General features: G+C 56.5%; 20 protein-coding genes. 17 read left to right on the forward strand and 3 right to left on the reverse strand.

The features are described 5' to 3' along the window. Positions 1-97: 97 nt before the first annotated feature. Entirely contained in the window at positions 98-1,114 is a 1,017-nt protein-coding gene (locus NB069_RS14115) for a flagellin (RefSeq protein WP_284677018.1), read from the reverse strand. Positions 1,115-1,517: 403 nt separating this feature from the next. Between NB069_RS14115 and fliD the strand changes: the two genes are divergently transcribed. The 4 genes from fliD to amyA are packed head-to-tail and all read left to right on the forward strand — an operon-like array spanning position 1,518 to position 5,286. Next, positions 1,518-2,945, forward strand: coding sequence for a flagellar filament capping protein FliD (gene fliD / locus NB069_RS14120; protein WP_250584513.1), 1,428 nt, complete (start codon positions 1,518-1,520; stop codon positions 2,943-2,945). A 14-nt stretch (positions 2,946-2,959) separates the two neighbouring features. Continuing rightward, a complete protein-coding gene (gene fliS, locus NB069_RS14125) occupies positions 2,960-3,364 on the forward strand; it encodes a flagellar export chaperone FliS (RefSeq protein ID WP_250584514.1) in 405 nt (134 codons plus the stop codon). Positions 3,365-3,369: 5 nt separating this feature from the next. After that, the gene (gene fliT, locus NB069_RS14130; RefSeq protein ID WP_250584515.1) at positions 3,370-3,744 is read left to right on the forward strand and encodes a flagella biosynthesis regulatory protein FliT; all 375 of its coding nucleotides are present in this window, start codon (positions 3,370-3,372) and stop codon (positions 3,742-3,744) included. 54 nt (positions 3,745-3,798) lie between these two features. Beyond that, a complete protein-coding gene (amyA, locus tag NB069_RS14135) occupies positions 3,799-5,286 on the forward strand; it encodes an alpha-amylase (RefSeq protein ID WP_250584516.1) in 1,488 nt (495 codons plus the stop codon). 42 nt (positions 5,287-5,328) lie between these two features. On the opposite strand, the gene yedD is transcribed toward amyA, so the two are convergent. Beyond that, positions 5,329-5,742, reverse strand: a complete 414-nt coding sequence (gene yedD / locus NB069_RS14140) for a lipoprotein YedD (RefSeq protein ID WP_250584517.1) — start codon at positions 5,740-5,742, stop codon at positions 5,329-5,331. 69 nt (positions 5,743-5,811) lie between these two features. Beyond that, positions 5,812-6,126 (reverse strand): flagellar hook-basal body complex protein FliE, encoded by a 315-nt coding sequence (fliE, locus tag NB069_RS14145; RefSeq protein ID WP_250584518.1) that lies wholly within the window; start codon positions 6,124-6,126, stop codon positions 5,812-5,814. A gap of 227 nt (positions 6,127-6,353) precedes the next feature. Here fliE and fliF point away from each other — a divergent pair, with 227 nt between their 5' ends. The 13 genes from fliF (at position 6,354) to fliR (ending at position 16,940) form a co-directional block, all read left to right on the forward strand. Then, positions 6,354-8,048 carry a flagellar basal-body MS-ring/collar protein FliF gene (gene fliF / locus NB069_RS14150; protein ID WP_250584519.1) on the forward strand — a complete coding sequence of 565 codons (1,695 nt, stop codon included), beginning with the start codon at positions 6,354-6,356 and terminating at the stop codon, positions 8,046-8,048. Further along, positions 8,041-9,036, forward strand: coding sequence for a flagellar motor switch protein FliG (gene fliG / locus NB069_RS14155; RefSeq protein WP_156264144.1), 996 nt, complete (start codon positions 8,041-8,043; stop codon positions 9,034-9,036). The genes fliF and fliG overlap by 8 nt, the downstream gene beginning before the upstream one ends. Then, on the forward strand, positions 9,029-9,736 hold the full coding sequence (fliH, locus tag NB069_RS14160; protein ID WP_250584520.1) for a flagellar assembly protein FliH: 708 nt from the start codon (positions 9,029-9,031) through the stop codon (positions 9,734-9,736). Before fliG ends, fliH begins: the two co-directional genes overlap by 8 nt. Then, positions 9,736-11,106 carry a flagellar protein export ATPase FliI gene (fliI, locus tag NB069_RS14165; RefSeq protein ID WP_250584522.1) on the forward strand — a complete coding sequence of 457 codons (1,371 nt, stop codon included), beginning with the start codon at positions 9,736-9,738 and terminating at the stop codon, positions 11,104-11,106. The genes fliH and fliI overlap by 1 nt, the downstream gene beginning before the upstream one ends. Positions 11,107-11,126: 20 nt before the next feature. Next, positions 11,127-11,570, forward strand: a complete 444-nt coding sequence (gene fliJ, locus NB069_RS14170; protein WP_250584524.1) for a flagellar export protein FliJ — start codon at positions 11,127-11,129, stop codon at positions 11,568-11,570. Continuing rightward, positions 11,567-12,760 (forward strand): flagellar hook length control protein FliK, encoded by a 1,194-nt coding sequence (gene fliK, locus NB069_RS14175; protein WP_250584526.1) that lies wholly within the window; start codon positions 11,567-11,569, stop codon positions 12,758-12,760. The genes fliJ and fliK overlap by 4 nt, the downstream gene beginning before the upstream one ends. A 111-nt stretch (positions 12,761-12,871) precedes the next feature. Next, the gene (gene fliL, locus NB069_RS14180) at positions 12,872-13,339 is read left to right on the forward strand and encodes a flagellar basal body-associated protein FliL (RefSeq protein WP_039032555.1); all 468 of its coding nucleotides are present in this window, start codon (positions 12,872-12,874) and stop codon (positions 13,337-13,339) included. 4 nt (positions 13,340-13,343) lie between these two features. Continuing rightward, complete coding sequence (gene fliM / locus NB069_RS14185; protein WP_039032554.1) at positions 13,344-14,348, forward strand: flagellar motor switch protein FliM; 1,005 nt, start codon at positions 13,344-13,346, stop codon at positions 14,346-14,348. Then, entirely contained in the window at positions 14,345-14,758 is a 414-nt protein-coding gene (fliN, locus tag NB069_RS14190; RefSeq protein ID WP_250584528.1) for a flagellar motor switch protein FliN, read from the forward strand. The genes fliM and fliN overlap by 4 nt, the downstream gene beginning before the upstream one ends. 2 nt (positions 14,759-14,760) lie before the next feature. After that, positions 14,761-15,135: a flagellar biosynthetic protein FliO gene (fliO, locus tag NB069_RS14195; RefSeq protein ID WP_250584530.1), complete on the forward strand. Its 375-nt coding sequence runs from the start codon at positions 14,761-14,763 to the stop codon at positions 15,133-15,135. Then, positions 15,135-15,872: a flagellar type III secretion system pore protein FliP gene (gene fliP / locus NB069_RS14200; RefSeq protein ID WP_250584532.1), complete on the forward strand. Its 738-nt coding sequence runs from the start codon at positions 15,135-15,137 to the stop codon at positions 15,870-15,872. The genes fliO and fliP overlap by 1 nt, the downstream gene beginning before the upstream one ends. Before the next feature lie 10 nt (positions 15,873-15,882). Next, a complete protein-coding gene (gene fliQ, locus NB069_RS14205) occupies positions 15,883-16,152 on the forward strand; it encodes a flagellar biosynthesis protein FliQ (protein ID WP_039032550.1) in 270 nt (89 codons plus the stop codon). 2 nt (positions 16,153-16,154) lie between these two features. After that, positions 16,155-16,940, forward strand: coding sequence for a flagellar biosynthetic protein FliR (gene fliR, locus NB069_RS14210; protein WP_250584534.1), 786 nt, complete (start codon positions 16,155-16,157; stop codon positions 16,938-16,940). Positions 16,941-17,185: the final 245 nt, after the last annotated feature.

Below are 17,185 nucleotides of genomic sequence, written 5' to 3' on the forward strand. Positions count from 1 at the left end.
AAGGAAGAGCTGGATTTATTACCCTTAATTCGCGCTTATCCCCACATAATAAAAAAGGCCAGCCCTGAGGCTGACCTTTGTCAAACAAAAAGCGATATTAACGCAGCAGGGACAGAACGCCCTGTGGAACCTGGTTCGCCTGAGACAGTACAGAAGTACCAGCCTGCTGCAGGATCTGCGCGCGAGACATGTTGGATACTTCGGTCGCGTAGTCAGCATCCTGAATACGGGACTGTGCAGCAGACAGGTTGGTGATGGTGTTGCTCAGGTTAGAAATGGTAGATTCGAAACGGTTCTGAATCGCACCCAGGTCTGAACGCTGGTTATCAACTGCTTTAATTGCTGCGTCAACGTTTTTCAGAACGTCGCTGGACAGAACGTCAAAACCACCATCCAGCACGTTTACGGAGCGTGAATCTGTACCAACGTTGCTCAGGTTTACGGTACCCGTACCAGTGGCAGTAGTAATAGTATTGGTTAATGTGTTAGTTACGCCACCACCAGCATCTACAGTTGCAGTTGCGGTGTCAGTTGCATAAGTTTCACCAATGCCAGTTGCAAATGCCTGAGTTCCGGTATCGCTACCGACTTTATTAGCACCCAGTTTGTTCCACTCAGAGTTAGCATTAATGCTGATATCGATAGATTCGTTATCGTTAGCACCAACCTGAATTTTAATATCTGTACCAGCAGCGTTACCGGACAGGATTTTGCTGCCGTTGAACTGAGTCTGCTGAGCAACACGGTTGATTTCCAGCAGACGCTGGTTAACTTCAGACTGGATGGAGTCGATGTCGGAAGCAGAGTTAGTACCGTTCTGCGCCTGAACTGACAGCTCACGAATACGCTGTAAGTTGTTGTTGATTTCGTTCAGGGAACCTTCAGCAGTCTGCGCCAGGGAGATACCGTCGTTGGCGTTACGGGAAGCCTGGGTCAGACCCTTGATGTTAGAGGTGAAGCGGTTAGAAATCGCCTGACCTGCTGCATCGTCTTTAGCGCTGTTGATACGCAGACCGGAGGACAGACGCTCGATTGCAGTACCCAGGGAAGACTGAGATTTGTTCAGGTTGTTCTGAGTAGTCAGGGACAACAGGTTAGTATTGATAACTGCCATAATTTTCTTTCCTTCAAAATTGGGTTTAGGTTTCGGTGCCTAACACTCACGGCGTCTCTCACCGTCAACAAGGTTATCGACGGGTCGCCAAAAGACTTTAGAATCAATTTTTAAAAATTTTTAATGTGTTGATAATTATACAATTTTATTAAAAATTCGCTTGTAACCCTTTCTGAAAAGCTCCTCCCTAACGCAAACGAACCTCGCCATTTTCGTGCTTCCTGCCAACCATCAAGAGCGATTTATGTTTTCTGGTAGCGTCCAATACCCGCGGCAATCCCTTCATATACCCTATTCAGTGGCGGCTTATTCGTAGATTATTTTTTTTTCCAGGCCGTAAACTTTTACGCCAAGACGCCGATAAAGAGTTCTGAACTACTTTCGTCTTTTAAGGAAAATATGCATGGCTACTATCAGTAATCTCGGGATAGGTTCTGCAGGACTCGGGGATTTGTACAATCAGTTAGAAGCAGCGGAAAGAACCAAGCTGACGACGATCACTTCCCAGCAAACGACGTATAACGCGCAATTAAGCGCATACGGCAAACTGCAGAGCGCCATGACCAGTCTGCAAACAGCCACTGCGGCACTGGGTAAAACGACGACCTGGAACTCCACCTCTGTTAGTAGCACCAACACAGCATTCACTGCGACAACAACATCGGACGCAGCTATCGGCTCTTATACGGTAAACGTCAATCAGCTTGCAAAAGCACAGTCTCTGACGACAGGAACCATTACCAGCAATACCGAGGCGTTAGGCGACACAACCGGTGCTACGCGCAAGATTACCATCACCCAGCCGGGTACAGAAAAACCGCTGGAAGTGGAATTGTCAGATTCCGATACGTCCTTAAACGGTATTGCCAGCGCCATCAATAAGGCCAACGGCAATGTGACTGCAAGCGTGATCAAAGCGAAAGACGGTGATTACCGTTTGATGCTGACGTCCAAGTCAACCGGTACAGATGGTGAAATGACGATTAAAGTCACCGATGATGACAAATTACAAGCTGCGATTGGCTATGATTCCAGCACAAAAACGGGTGCGTTGAAGGTTCAAACTGTGGCACAGAATGCCACTATCGTCGTGAACGATATTACGATTGAGCGTCAGTCAAACACGATTTCCGATGCAATACCGGGGGTGACATTCAATCTCAAAGCGGAAAGTAAAGCCGACGAATCACTGGACATCACCCGTGCAACTGATGCTAACCAAAAAGCGATTTCCGATTGGGTTACTGCATATAACTCGCTGCAATCGACAATCAACAGCGTCACCAAATATGTTGCTGTCGAAGCTGGGGCTGACAGCCAGTCCTCAAGTAATGGTGCCCTGGTCGGGGATGGCAACGTCCGCGGTATTCAGTCTCAGCTGCGTGGTTTGTTGACGGAAGTACAAAGTGGCTCGCTGCAGATCATGGCTCAACTGGGGATAACTCAGGATCCTAACCGTGCGACGGATGGCACCCTGGGCAATTTAAAAATCGATTCCGACAAACTGAAAAAAGCCCTCAGCGACAACCCTGACGCTGTTCAGCAGTACTTTATCGGTGATGGAAAAACGACAGGCCTCGCTACCAAAATGAGCAAGGCACTGGACTCCATGCTGAGTACGAGCGCGGGCAGTACCGGTGTGATTCAGAATGCTAAAGATGGCATCAACGCAACCATCAAAACGCTCGGTAAGCGATATGACGCCATGGAAGCCTCCATCGAGGCAACTATGGAACGCTATAAAACACAGTTTACGAGTTTGAACGTACTCGTGACGAAAATGACAAATACAGGCAACTACCTGACTCAACAGTTCTCAAGCTCATCGTAAATTCAGGAGTAAATATGTACAACACCTCTGGTGTTCAGTCCTATCAGCAGATAGGGGTGGAAAGCGCGGTAATGAACGCCAGTCCACATCAGCTCATTGTCATGTTGTTTGATGGGGCGCATAGCGCCCTTGTCCGGGCGCGCCTGTTCCTTGAGGCAGGCCAGATGCCGGAGAAAGGCGAGGCTCTGTCTAAAGCCATTAACATCATCGACAATGGCTTAAAGGCTGGCCTGAATATGGACGTCGACAGCGACTTGCCGGGCAATCTCGCCGCACTTTACGAGTATATGGTTCGCCGCTTATTACACGCGAACTTACGTAATGATGTCGAAGCGATCGTCGAGGTTGAGGGCTTATTAAATAACATTGCGGACGCGTGGAAACAAATCGGCCCCAATGCAGCCTCTATTTCAGGATAATTTTGATGAACAATCCTAGCTCAGCTCTCAACAACTGGCATGCTCTGCATGCCCTGAGTATTGCCATGCTGAACCTTGCTCATACCGGTCAATGGGATGAGCTTATTGAAAAAGAAGTGGAATATGTTCAGTTAGTCGAAGGCATCTCGCATAACCCTATCTCGTTATGCCCGCCTGCACAGATTGAACAGGCACGCTTTATTCTTGAAAAAGTGCTGCAGAATGAGACTGAGCTTAAGGCATTGCTGAAAGTGAGAATGGATGAGCTGCGCCAGTTGATCACCCAGACCGGCAAACAACAGTCGGTCACTTCCACTTATGGCAGGCTGTCAGGCAATATTCTTTATCCAGAAAATTTCACTAACAACACCCCGTTATGAATTTGATGATCCATACTCCAGATGTCCGCCGAAACGGCATCTGGAGCACGGAAGATGAAAAACCCCACCCTCTTGCAGTTCTTCCATTGGTATTACCCTGAAGGCAGTAAACTCTGGCCGGAAGTGGCCGAGCGCGCTGATGGCTTAAACGATATCGGTATCAACATGGTCTGGCTGCCCCCGGCCTATAAAGGCGCGACCGGCGGCTACTCGGTCGGCTACGACTGCTACGATCTCTTCGACCTTGGCGAGTTCGACCAAAAAGGATCTGTTCCCACCAAATACGGCGACAAAAACCAGCTGCTGGCCGCTATCGATGCACTGAAACGCAACGATATCGCGGTGCTGCTGGACGTGGTGGTGAACCACAAAATGGGCGCCGATGAGAAAGAGTCGATTCGCGTTCAGCGTGTCAACGCCGACGATCGCACTCAGATCGATGACGAGATCGTCGAGTGCGAAGCCTGGACCCGCTACACCTTCCCCGTTCGCGCCGGGAAATACTCAGAATTTATCTGGGACTACAAATGCTTCAGCGGTATCGACCATATCGAAAACCCGGATGAAAATGGCGTCTTTAAGATTGTCAATGATTACACCGGCGACGGCTGGAACGATCAGGTCGATAACGAGATGGGGAATTTTGACTACCTGATGGGCGAAAACATCGATTTTCGTAACCATGCGGTGACCGAGGAGATCAAATACTGGGCGCGCTGGGCGATGGAGCAGACCCAGTGCGACGGCTTCCGTCTGGATGCGGTAAAACACATTCCGGCCTGGTTCTATAAAGAGTGGATCGATCATGTGCAGGAGGTCGCACCTAAGCCGCTGTTTATCGTGGCGGAATACTGGTCGCATGACGTCGAGAAACTGCAGCAGTATATCGATCAGGTTGAAGGCAAAACCATGCTCTTCGACGCCCCGCTGCACATGAAGTTTCACGAAGCCTCCCGGCAGGGTCGGGATTACGACATGAGCCAGATCTTCACCGGCACGCTGGTTGAGGCCGACCCGTTCCATGCGGTGACGCTGGTTGCAAACCATGACACCCAGCCATTACAGGCGCTGGAAGCGCCGGTTGAAGCCTGGTTTAAGCCGCTGGCCTATGCGTTGATTTTGCTGCGCGAAAACGGTGTGCCCAGCGTCTTTTATCCTGACCTGTACGGCGCGAGCTATGACGACACCGGCGGTGACGGCGAGACGTACCACATCGACATGCCGGTTATCGAGCAGCTCGATCAGCTGATCCTCGCCCGTCAGCGTTTTGCCCACGGCATCCAGACCCTGTGGTTCGATCACCCCAACTGTATCGCCTTCAGCCGCAGCGGCACCGACGACGATCCCGGCTGCGTGGTGGTGCTCTCTAACGGTGACGAGGGGGAGAAAACCCTTACCCTGGGAGAGAACTACGGCAATAAGAGCTGGAGAGATTTTCTCGGCAACCGGGAAGAGACGGTGACTACCGACGAAACCGGCACCGGCGTCTTTACCTGCAACGGCGGCAGCGTCAGCGTGTGGGTGATGGAAGAGGTGTTATAAGCTGTAAGGCCGGGCGGCGCTCGCTGCCCGGCCTGCTTTTGGCTATGGCAGCTTGCTTTCGAGCGGATTCTTGCTGAGGTAAGTTGCGCACTCCACGGTCGGATGATCGACACGCTGCAGGATCATGCCGTCATACTCAATGGCCGAGCCTTCACGCTCCAGCGGGTAGATATCCAGCTTGCGGGTGACGTTGTAAAAATCGTCGGAACGCAGCATGATTTTCCCCGGCACGGCCACCACCCGCTGCCACTGACGGCAGTCCAGGGTATCCCCTTCTTGCGTCACCACCAGCGTCGCGATCGCTTCCGGGCTGACCAGGCTGCTTTGCGGCCCTTTCGACTGCCAGTACCCCGCCAGCTCAGCCGGGACAGGATGTTTGACCACGTCCTGATATCTGTCGACCTGCACACAGCCGGTTAAGGCCAGCAGCCCCGCCATAATTGCTATTTTTTTCATCATGATTCCGTCTACGGAGAAAAAAAAGAGTGTGGCATTAAAGCGAGGGTGGTGCCAGCACCAGAAGGCCTAAACCTGCATGCTCATGACGTCCTGATACGCCTGCATCAGCTTGTTACGCACCTGGATGCCCATCTGCATCGACACCGACGCTTTTTGCATATCGGTCATCACATCGTTCAGCCCGATGCCCGGCACGCCCATCGTGAATTTTTCGCCCTGCACGCGCGCTGCGGTTTGCGTGTCGCTGATCCGGTCCAGCGCCGCATGCAGCTGGCCTGCGAAGCTGACGGTTGACTGCACGTCAGCCACATTCTGATTACGGGCGGTCATCGCCGTTGCCTGAAGCTGGCTGATGACGCCTTCAATCCCCTGTATTGCCATGACTTTCCCCTGATGGATTTTTACGCGCTCAAGAGTAGCAGTCTGTCAATGAGATAAAGGCGCTAAATAGCGTTAAAAAACCAGGTTATTTGACGCATAGAAATTCCCGTTTCAACAAATAATGGCACAGCCATGATTATGGAATTTTTGTTGTGTTTGCCGACCCGGGAGTCTGTTTTGTTTCTCCACACCAATAATGAAATCCACGATGAGTCACGAGGTGCGCTATGACTGCGTCCGCAACATCAGGCCCTCAAACTAAATCTCTCGAATGGATGAGCCGCCTGCGCGCGAACCCTAAAGTGCCATTGATTGTGGCAGGTGCTGCCGCTATCGCTATCGTGGTCGCTATGGTCTTATGGGCCAAACAACCTGACTACCGCACCCTGTTCAGCAACCTCTCGGACCAGGATGGCGGCGCTATCGTCACCCAGTTAACCCAGATGAACGTCCCCTACCGCTTCGCGGATAACGGCGGCGCGCTGGAAGTCCCTGCCGATAAAGTTCATGAACTCCGCTTACGTCTCGCCCAGCAAGGTCTGCCGAAAGGCGGCGCGGTCGGGTTTGAGCTGCTGGATCAGGAAAAATTCGGTATCAGCCAGTTCAGCGAGCAGGTTAACTACCAGCGCGCGCTGGAAGGCGAACTGGCCCGCACCATCGAAACCCTGGGCCCGCTGAAGAGCGCCCGTGTTCACCTGGCGATGCCAAAACCGACGCTGTTTGTGCGTGAACAAAAAGCCCCGTCGGCCTCGGTCACCGTTAATCTGCAGCCTGGCCGCGCGCTGGATGAAGGGCAGATTAGCGCCGTGGTGCATCTGGTCTCCAGCGCCGTGGCGGGTTTACCCCCGGGCAACGTGACCCTGGTGGATCAGATGGGTCGCCTGTTAACCAAATCCAATAATGGCGATCGCGATCTGAACGACGCGCAGCTGAAATACGCTACCGACGTGGAAAGTCGCATTCAGAGCCGCATTGAAGCAATTCTCGGCCCGATTGTCGGGACACCTAACGTCCACGCCCAGGTTACCGCGCAGATCGATTTCTCCAATAAAGAGCAGACCGAAGAGCAGTATCGTCCGAACGGCGATGCCGCCCAGGCGGTGATGCGCTCGCGTCAGGTCAATGAAAACCTGCAGGTCGGCGGGCCAAACCCTGGCGGCGTACCGGGTGCGCTCTCTAACCAGCCTGCTCCGGCCAACACCGCGCCAATCAACGCCCCGGCACAGAACCAGCAGAACGGTCAGAATGGCCAGCAGGCTAATCAACAGCAGCAGCAAACGGCGTCCGCCGCCAGTTCAGGCCCGCGTACCAGCAGCCGCAACGAAACCACTAACTACGAAGTCGATCGCACCATCCGTCACACCAAAATGAACACCGGTGATGTGCAGCGTCTCTCCGTGGCGGTGGTCGTCAACTACAAAACCCTGCCGGACGGTAAGCCGCTGCCGCTGACCGCCGAGCAGATGAAACAGATCGAAAACCTGACCCGTGAAGCCATGGGTTACTCCGAGAAGCGTGGCGATACCCTGAACGTGGTGAACTCGCCGTTCAGCGCGGTTGACGATACCAGCGGCGAGCTGCCGTTCTGGAAAACCCAGGCGTTTATCGAGCAGATGCTTGAAGCCGGTCGCTGGCTGCTGGTGGTGATTGTCGCCTGGCTGCTGTGGCGTAAAGCGGTTCGTCCGCAGATCGTCCGCCGTGCCGAAGAGGCAAAAGCGCTGAAAGAGCAGACCATGCTGCGCCAGGAAACAGAAGAAGCGGTGGAAGTCCGTCTGAGCAAGGACGAACAGATGCAGCAGCGCCGCGCGAACCAGCGCATGGGTGCTGAAGTGATGAGCCAGCGTATTCGCGAAATGTCAGATAACGATCCGCGCGTCGTGGCGCTGGTCATTCGCCAGTGGATGAGTACAGAAAATGAGTAACCTTACCGGAACGGATAAAAGCGTCATCCTGCTGATGACCATTGGCGAGGACCGGGCGGCAGAGGTGTTTAAGCACCTCTCCCAGCGCGAAGTGCAGGTTCTCAGTTCGGCGATGGCCAACGTGCGTCAGATCTCCAACAAACAGCTGACTGAAGTGCTGGCAGAGTTTGAGCAGGAAGCGGAACAGTTCGCGGCGCTCAACGTCAACGCCAACGAGTACCTGCGTTCGGTGCTGGTCAAAGCGCTCGGCGAAGAGCGCGCGGCCAGCCTGCTGGAAGATATTCTCGAGACCCGCGATACCGCCAGCGGCATCGAAACGCTCAACTTTATGGAGCCGCAAACCGCTGCCGACCTGATTCGCGACGAGCATCCGCAGATCATCGCCACCATCCTGGTTCACCTCAAGCGTGGCCAGGCGGCCGATATTCTGGCGCTGTTCGACGAACGCCTGCGTCACGATGTGATGCTGCGTATCGCGACCTTCGGCGGCGTCCAGCCGGCGGCGCTGGCGGAACTGACCGAGGTGCTGAACGGCCTGCTCGACGGCCAGAACCTCAAGCGCAGCAAAATGGGCGGCGTGAGAACGGCTGCCGAAATTATCAACCTGATGAAAACCCAGCAGGAAGAGGCGGTTATTACCGCAGTACGCGAGTTCGACGGCGAACTGGCGCAGAAAATTATCGACGAGATGTTCCTGTTCGAAAACCTGGTCGACGTGGACGACCGCAGTATCCAGCGCCTGCTGCAGGAAGTGGACTCCGAATCGCTGCTTATCGCCCTCAAAGGCGCCGAACAGCCGCTGCGCGAGAAGTTCCTGCGCAACATGTCCCAGCGTGCGGCGGATATCCTGCGCGACGACCTTGCCAACCGTGGCCCGGTGCGTCTGTCTCAGGTGGAAAACGAACAGAAAGCGATCCTGCTTATTGTGCGTCGTCTGGCAGAAACCGGCGAGATGGTGGTAGGCAGCGGCGAGGATACCTATGTCTGATGAACTGCCGTGGAAGGTCTGGACGCCAGATGACCTCTCCCCTCCTCGCGCGGAATTTGTGCCAGCGAGCGTGACGCCTGACGAACCCGGTGAGGACGACGATGCACCGGAATTAAGCGAAGAGGAGCAGCGCGCGCAGCAGCTGGCGCAGATCCAGATGCAGGCCCACGATCAGGGCTATGCGGCCGGCCTGAACGAAGGTCGGCAGAAAGGTCAGGATCAGGGCTATCAGGAAGGTCTGGCGCAGGGGCTGGCGCAAGGGCTGGAGCAGGCGCGCTCACAGCAGGCGCCGATCCATGCCCGCATGCAGCAGCTGGTGAGCGAGTTCCAGAACACGCTGGACGCGCTGGACAGCGTTATCGCCTCACGTCTGATGCAGATGGCGCTGGAGGCGGCACGTCAGGTGATCGGCCACACGCCGCCGGTGGATAACTCGTCGCTGATCAAACAGATCCAGGGCCTGTTGCAGCAGGAGCCGCTGTTCAGCGGCAAACCGCAGCTGCGCGTCCACCCGGACGATCTGCAGCGCGTGGAAGAGATGCTCGGCGCGACCCTGAGCCTGCACGGCTGGCGTCTGCGCGGCGATCCGACCCTGCATCACGGCGGGTGTAAAGTCTCCGCCGACGAAGGGGATCTGGATGCCAGCGTGGCAACCCGCTGGCAGGAACTGTGCCGCCTGGCGGCCCCGGGAGTCATCTGATGACCGCACGCCTCACCCGCTGGCTCAACACCCTCGACAACTTTGAAACCAGGATGGCGCAACTCCCCGCCGTGCGTCGTTATGGCCGTCTGACCCGCGCCACCGGCCTGGTGCTGGAAGCCACCGGCCTTCAACTGCCGCTGGGGGCCACCTGCATTATTGAACGGCCAGACGGGAACGAGATCCACGAAGTTGAGAGCGAAGTGGTCGGCTTTAACGGCCAGCGCCTGTTCCTGATGCCGCTGGAAGAGGTCGAAGGCGTCCTGCCCGGCGCGCGCGTCTACGCCAAAAATTTATCCGGCGACGGCCTGCACAGCGGCAAGCAGTTGCCCCTCGGCCCGGCGCTGCTTGGACGCGTACTGGACGGCGGCGGTAAGCCGCTGGATGGCCTGCCCGCGCCCGATACTACCGAAACCGGGGCGCTGGTAACCCAGCCCTTCAACCCGTTACAGCGAACGCCGATCGAGCATGTGCTGGATACCGGCGTGCGTCCGATCAACGCCCTGCTGACCGTCGGTCGCGGCCAGCGTATGGGCCTGTTTGCCGGCTCCGGCGTCGGCAAATCGGTGCTGCTCGGAATGATGGCCCGCTACACCCAGGCCGACGTCATCGTGGTGGGGCTGATTGGCGAGCGTGGCCGTGAGGTAAAAGACTTTATCGAGAACATCCTCGGCCCCGAAGGGCGTGCCCGCTCGGTGGTGATTGCCGCCCCGGCAGACGTCTCTCCCCTGCTGCGTATGCAGGGCGCCGCCTATGCCACCCGCATCGCCGAAGATTTCTGCGACCGGGGGCAGCACGTGCTGCTGATCATGGACTCCCTGACCCGTTACGCGATGGCCCAGCGTGAGATCGCCCTGGCGATTGGCGAGCCGCCGGCCACCAAAGGTTATCCGCCCTCGGTGTTTGCCAAACTACCGGCGCTGGTTGAGCGCGCGGGTAACGGCATCAGCGGCGGGGGCTCGATTACCGCGTTTTACACGGTGCTGACCGAAGGCGATGACCAGCAGGACCCGATCGCCGACTCGGCACGTGCGATCCTCGACGGCCACATCGTTCTGTCTCGCCGTCTGGCCGAAGCGGGCCACTATCCGGCCATCGATATCGAAGCCTCGATCAGCCGTGCGATGACGGCACTGATTACCGAGAAGCATTACGCCCGGGTGCGTAACTTCAAGCAGCTGCTCTCCAGCTTCCAGCGCAACCGCGATCTGGTCAGCGTCGGGGCCTATGCCAAAGGCAGCGACCCGATGCTCGACAAGGCGATTGCCCTGTGGCCGCACCTGGAGGCGTATCTGCAGCAGGGTATTTTTGAGAAAGCCGACTGGGAAAGCTCGATCCAGGCTCTGGAGATGATTTTCCCGCAGGTGTAACCGAATAGAGGGCGAATGTCATGGCACAACACGGCGCATTAACCACGCTAAAAGATCTGGCCGAGAAGGACGTTGATAATGCCGCGCAGCAGCTTGGCGCGATGCGCCGCGGGTGTCAGCAGGCGGAAGAGCAGCTGAAAATGCTAATCGACTACCAGCATGAGTATCGCACCAACCTCAACACGGATATGGCCCAGGGCATCGGCAGCCAGCGCTGGATCAACTATCAGCAGTTTATCCAGACGCTGGAAAAAGCCATCGAACAGCATCGCCAGCAGGTGCTGCAGTGGACCGAGAAGGTTGAGCGGGCCCTGAACCTCTGGCGAGAGAAGAAACAGCGTTTACAGGCCTGGCAAACCCTGCAGGATCGCCAGCTTGCCGCAGCCAACCTGGCTGAAAGCCGTCTCGATCAGAAAAAAATGGATGAATTTGCCCAGCGCGCAACAATGAGGACACCGGAATGATCACCCTTCAACAACTGCTTTCGAGCGACAGCGAACTTACGGCTGGCGCCCGGGGCGGCAAAGCGGCCGACGGCACCCAGGACTTTCTGGCCCTGCTTGCGGGCGCATTAACCGATGCCAAAGGCCAGGGCAAAGAGGCCGGTCTGACGCTGAGCGATCTGCAGGCATCGGGCGGTAAGCTCGCGAAAGCGGCGCTGCAAGCCGGTGCGGACAAAGCCGGCGTTGACGCCGACGCCGGAGAGCTGGCCGAACTGCTGGCGCGACAGGATCTGACCTTAACCGACGAAAAAACCACCCAGCCGGGGCTGACGCAGGGCCTGCTGCCGGTTGCCAAAAGCGACGTGCTGAAGAGCCTGACCCAGGCGGCGAAAGATGCGGACAGTAAAACTGAACTCAGCGAAGACGAGCTGGCGGGATTAAGCGCTTTAATGGCGATGCTGCCCCACCAGCAGACCGCCACCGCCTCTCCTCAGCCGGTAAACGCCACGAGTCTTGACGTGAAGGCGGCGGTCACCAGCGATCGCGGGCGTCAGCCAGCCCTGGATACCGATGCCCTGGGCAGCGCGAAAGCTGTCGCTCAGGACAAAGGTGCCTCCTTAGCCGACAGCCAACTGACGCCAGCCGTCGCCGCAACGACCATCAAACAGGCGGCAGAGAGCACCCCGTCCCCGACCGGGCCAACCGCCACCATGGGGCCGATTGTCAGCAATCATACTTCTGTCCAGGGGACGTTTGCCGCCGCGCCGGTGGTCAGCGCCCAGTTGGGCAGCAACGAGTGGCAGCAGACCATCAGCCAGCACATTACGCTGTTTACCCGCCAGGGCCAGCAGAGCGCCGAGCTGCGTCTGCACCCGGAAGATCTGGGCCAGGTGCAGATCACCCTTAAGCTGGATGATAACCAGGCCCAGCTGCAAATGGTCTCAGGCCATAGCCACGTTCGCGCGGCGCTGGAAGCGGCGCTGCCGGTTCTGCGCACCCAACTGGCGGAGAACGGCATTCAGCTGACGCAGAGCAGTATCAGCAGTGAAAACTTTAGCGGCCAACAGCAGGCCTCTTCTCAGCACCAGCAGCAGGCATCCCGCTCCGGCAATGCTGGCGGCTTCGATGAAGAGAACGATGAGCTGCTGGCAGTACCGGCCTCCCTGCAGTCTGCCGCACGTGGAAACAGCGCTGTCGATATCTTCGCCTGAACCTAAACGCCAGAGGTAGCGTGATTATCCCCGTCTTTTCGACCCTTTGACGGCGACGGGACACGGGATAATCACCACATTAGCAGTCCCGAAACAGGAAGCACGCAACAGATGACTGACTCCGCCATCACCAAAAAAAGTAAGCGTTCCATCTGGATCCCGCTTCTGGTGTTAATTACGCTCGCCGCCTGCGCAACCGCAGGTTACAGCTACTGGCGTATGAATAAAGCCCCTTCAGCCGAAGCCAAAGTGGAGCCGCCACCGCCAGCGGCACCGGTCTTTTTCGCGCTGGATACGTTCACCGTTAACCTGGGCGACGCCGATCACGTGTTTTACGTGGGCGTGACGCTGCGTCTGAAAGACGAAGCCACCCGCGCGCGCCTGAGTGAGTACCTGCCGGAAGTGCGCAGCCGCCTGTTGCTGCTGTTTTCTCGCCAGGATCCTGCCCAGCTCTCTACCGATGAAGGTAAACAGAAGCTGGTAGAAGCCATCAAGCAAACGCTGGCCGCGCCCCTGATCAGCGGTCAACCTAAACAGGAAGTCACTGACGTTCTGTATACAGCTTTCATTCTGCGGTAACGACATGGGCGACAGTATTCTTTCTCAGGCGGAAATCGATGCGCTGCTCAACGGCGACAGCGATAAGGCCGACGAACCCAAAGCGGGCCAGGCGGGCGAAAGTGACATTCGCCCCTACGATCCTAATACCCAGCGTCGCGTGGTGCGCGAGCGTCTGCAGGCGCTGGAGATCATTAACGAACGTTTCGCACGTCAGTTCCGTATGGGGCTGTTTAACCTGCTGCGTCGTAGCCCGGATATCACCGTCGGCGCGATCCGCATTCAGCCATACCATGAGTTCGCACGTAACCTGCCGGTGCCGACGAACCTCAACCTGATCCACCTGAAGCCGCTGCGCGGCACGGGCCTGTTCGTCTTCTCGCCAAGCCTGGTGTTTATCGCCGTGGATAACCTGTTTGGCGGCGACGGACGATTCCCCACGAAAGTGGAAGGCCGCGAGTTCACCCATACCGAACAGCGCGTCATCAACCGCATGCTGAAGCTGGCCCTTGAGGGCTACAGCGACGCGTGGAAAGCGATCCATCCGCTGGACGTGGAGTATGTGCGTTCCGAGATGCAGGTGAAGTTCACCAACATCACCACCTCGCCGAACGACATCGTGGTGAACACCCCGTTCCACGTGGAGATCGGCAACCTGACCGGTGAATTCAACATCTGCCTGCCGTTCAGCATGATTGAGCCGCTGCGCGAAGTGCTGGTTAACCCGCCGCTGGAAAACTCCCGCCATGAAGATCAGAACTGGCGTGAGAACCTGGTCCGCCAGGTTCAGCACTCCCAGCTGGAACTGGTGGCAAACTTTGCCGACGTGCCGCTGCGTTTGTCGCAAATCCTGAAATTAAAACCCGGCGATGTCCTGCCGATAGAAAAACCCGACCGCATCATTGCGCATGTGGATGGCGTGCCCGTGCTGACCAGCCAGTATGGCACCGTTAACAATCAGTACGCGTTACGCGTTGAGCACCTGATCAACCCGATTTTGAATTCTCTGAATGAGGAACAGCCCAAATGAGTGATATGAACAATCCGTCCGATGAGAACACCGGAGCACTGGACGATCTGTGGGCTGAGGCGTTAAACGAACAAAAGGCACCGGCCAGCAAAAGCGTTGCCGATGCCGTATTCCAGCAGCTGGGCGGCGGTGACGTCAGCGGCACGCTGCAGGATATCGATCTGATTATGGATATCCCGGTCAAGCTGACCGTGGAGCTGGGCCGTACCCGGATGACCATCAAGGAGCTGCTGCGCCTGACGCAGGGTTCGGTGGTGGCGCTGGACGGTCTGGCCGGTGAGCCGCTGGATATTCTGATCAACGGCTACCTGATTGCCCAGGGTGAAGTGGTGGTTGTCGCTGACAAGTACGGCGTGCGTATCACCGACATCATCACCCCGTCTGAACGTATGCGCCGTCTGAGCCGTTAAGTATGAAAACCCAGGCAATCGTCTCACAACCCTCTGCCGTTCCAGGCTTACCGCTGCTTCAGGTCAGCGGCGCGCTGCTGGGGATCATTGCCTTTATTCTGATTGCCGCCTGGCTGGCAAAACGCGTGGGTCTGGCGGGCAAAACCGCCGGTGCGCGCGGGTTAAAGCTCGCTGCCAGCACCTCGCTGGGCCCGCGTGAGCGCGTGGTGATCGTGGAAGTGGAAGACGCCCGGCTGGTGCTGGGTGTCACCGCCTCACACATTAATATTCTGCATAAATTGCCGCCTGCGCCGGTCTCTGAGGAGAGTCGCGCAGAGGAACAACCGGATTTTCAGTCCGTGATGAAGAGTTTGCTTAAGCGTTCCGGGAGATCGTGATGCGCCCTGTCTTAGCCCTTACGCTTGCAGGTCTTGGCCTGTTTGCTCCCGCCGTGTATGCCCAGTTGCCAGGCCTTGTCTCCACGCCGATGGCCAATGGCGGTCAGAGCTGGTCCCTGCCGGTGCAGACGCTGGTGTTTATCACCTCCCTGACCTTTATTCCGGCTATTCTGCTGATGATGACCAGCTTCACCCGTATCATCATCGTCTTTGGCCTGCTGCGAAACGCGCTGGGCACCCCTTCCGCGCCGCCTAACCAGGTGCTGCTGGGCCTGTCGTTGTTTTTGACCTTCTTCATTATGTCGCCAGTGATCGACAAGATTTATGTCGACGCTTATCAGCCCTTCAGCGAAGAGAAGATCTCGATGCAGGAGGCGCTGGAGAAAGGGGCGCAGCCGCTGCGGGAATTTATGCTGCGTCAGACCCGTGAAGCCGACCTGGCGCTGTTTGCCCGTCTGGCTAACGCCGGGCCCATTCAGGGGCCGGAAGCGGTGCCAATGCGCATTCTGCTGCCCGCCTACGTCACCAGCGAACTGAAAACCGCGTTCCAGATTGGCTTTACGATCTTCATTCCGTTTTTGATTATCGACCTGGTGATTGCCAGCGTCCTGATGGCGCTCGGGATGATGATGGTGCCCCCGGCCACTATCGCCCTGCCCTTCAAGCTGATGCTGTTTGTTCTGGTGGACGGCTGGCAGCTGCTGGTGGGTTCGCTGGCGCAAAGTTTCTACAGTTAAGGAGCGCGCAATGACGCCAGAATCGGTCATGATGATGGGCACGGAAGCGATGAAAGTCGCCATTTCCGTTGCCGCTCCCCTGCTGCTGGTGGCGCTGGTCACCGGCCTGGTCATCAGTATCCTGCAGGCCGCCACGCAGATTAACGAGATGACCCTGTCGTTTATCCCGAAAATCATCGCCGTGTTTGTAGCGATCATTATCGCCGGGCCGTGGATGCTGAACCTGCTGCTGGACTATATGCGCAATCTGTTCACCAACCTGCCCTACATCATCGGCTAGTCATGCTGCAAATCACCAGCGTTCAATGGCTTGAGTGGCTCGGCCTTTACTTCTGGCCGCTGCTGCGCATCCTGGCGCTGATCTCCACCGCGCCGATCCTGAGCGAGCGGGCCATTCCTAAACGGGTTAAGGTCGGGCTGGCGATGATGATCACCATTATCGTCGCCCCGACGCTGCCGCCGGTGAACGTACCGATCTTTTCCGCCCCGGCACTGTGGGTGGGCTTGCAGCAGATCCTGATTGGCGTTGCCATTGGCTTTACGATGCAGTTCGCGTTTGCCGCCGTGCGTACCGCCGGGGAGCTGATTGGTTTGCAGATGGGTCTGTCGTTCGCCACCTTCTTTGACCCGGGGAGCCGGCTCAATATGCCAATTCTGGCCCGTATCATCGACCTGCTGGCGATGCTGCTGTTTATGGCCTTTGACGGCCATCTGTGGCTGATTTCGCTGCTGGTGGATACCTTCCACACGCTGCCCATCGGCGGAAATCCGGTCAACAGCAACGCCTTTATGGCGCTGGTCAGCGCGGCCGGGCTGATTTTCCTCAACGGGCTGATGCTGGCGCTGCCGCTTATTACCCTGCTGTTGGCCGTCAACCTGTCGCTGGGCTTACTCAACCGTATGGCGCCGCAGCTGTCGGTATTCGTCATCGGTTTCCCGATTACCCTGACCATCGGTATTCTGCTTATCTCCCTTTTAATGCCGCTTATTGCACCTTTCTGCGAACATTTATTCAGCGAAGTATTTAATTTGCTGGCTGATATTGTGCGCGAACTTCCGACGAAATAATAAACCCCTGGTTTTATATTGTCTCTCTGAGGATATTCCTAAAATAAAGAATGAGAAACATCTGCCAGGATATATCTGATGCGGGTTGAATGTTTCAATGCTCCTCACATAATTCAACATTTACTTTACTTTAAGAAGTTTCCTGGCAAATTATACGTAACTTTACGGGATAGTGAGTTCGCCTGAAAGTCCTTGTAATGCTCACAGGTAATTTATTTTTCCATCCCGTTTGGCTGTTATAGAGC

Origin of the sequence: Leclercia adecarboxylata (assembly GCF_023639785.1) — a bacterium.
GTDB lineage: Bacteria > Pseudomonadota > Gammaproteobacteria > Enterobacterales > Enterobacteriaceae > Enterobacter > Enterobacter adecarboxylatus_D.